Raw genomic sequence first — 1,157 nt, forward strand, 5'->3', positions numbered from 1 at the left:
CTCTACTGAGTTTGTGGGCGTGATGTCGTAGAGGGCTGACAGGTGGTGGCCGTCGCGGTATGCCCGGACCATGAGGTATCCGCAAGGTGGTGGTCTGACTGCCGAACGACGGGCGTTTCGCGAGCGTCTCCGTCTGGAGGCGGCCGGGTTGTTCGCCGCGGGACAGGACAACGCCGTGGTGGCGAAGCAACTGCGGGTCAGCGTGCGCTCGGTGCAACGCTGGCACCGCGCCTGGCAGGAGGGCGGGGACATGGCCCTGACCTCCAAGGGCTCGGCTGCCCGGCCCAAGCTGAGTGAGAAGCTGTTCGCGGTGCTGGAGGAGGAACTGGCCAAGGGTCCCGTCGCACACGGCTGGGAGGACCAGAAGTGGACTCTGGAGCGGATCAGGACGCTGATCGGACGCCGGTTCCACAAGTCCATCACCCTCTCGACCATCGCGCAGATGTTGCGACGCCACGGATGGAGCCACCAAGTGCCGGCGAAGCGGGCCCTGGAGCGCGACGAGGAGAAGGTAACCGGCTGGGTGAAGGACACGTGGCCGCAGGTGGAAGCATCGCGGCGGCGCTCGGGGCGTTCATCGTCTTCGAAGACGAGGCCGGGTTCTCGATGACGCCGCCCACCTCCCGCACGTGGTCCAAACGCGGGCACACGCCCGTGGTCCGGGTCCGGGGACGTTCCCAGCGCCGGTTCTCGATCGCGGCCCTGGCCTGCTACAAGCCGGGCGAACGCTCGCGCCTGATCTTCCGGCCCAAACGACACATCGATCACAAGCGCGGCGGCCGGCGCAGCTTCACCTGGACCGACTACCGCGACCTGCTGACCGCCGCCCACCAGCAGCTCGGGGCCCCACTGGTACTCGTCTGGGACAATTTGAATGTGCATCTGGACGCCCGTCTGCGGGCCTTCATCGACACGCACGACTGGATCACCTCCTTCCAACTACCTCCGTATGCACCGGATTTGAATCCGGTGGAAGGCATCTGGTCCCTGATCCGTCGCTCGGGACAGTGCAACACCGCCTTCACCAGCCCCGACCACCTGATGCGCCTGCTCCGCCGCAGACTCCGCGAGCTCCAGTACCGCCCCGGCCTCCTCGACGGATGCCTCGCCGGAACCGGCCTCACCCTCACGACATCACGCCCACAAACTCAGTAACA

At 66.6% G+C, this 1,157-nt stretch carries 1 protein-coding gene; it reads left to right on the forward strand.

Features of this window, described 5'->3' with window-relative positions:
* The first annotated feature begins 70 nt into the window (after window positions 1-70).
* Window positions 71-1,155, forward strand: a protein-coding gene (locus IE252_RS44590) for an IS630 family transposase (protein ID WP_444545975.1) whose coding sequence is annotated in 2 segments (ribosomal slippage) — window positions 71-514 and window positions 517-1,155 — 1,083 coding nt in all. Because the reading frame shifts where the segments join, the coding sequence is not laid out codon by codon here.
* Window positions 1,156-1,157 lie beyond the last annotated feature (2 nt).

The sequence above is a fragment of the Streptomyces melanogenes genome (assembly GCF_014649795.1).
Lineage (GTDB): Bacteria > Actinomycetota > Actinomycetes > Streptomycetales > Streptomycetaceae > Streptomyces > Streptomyces noboritoensis.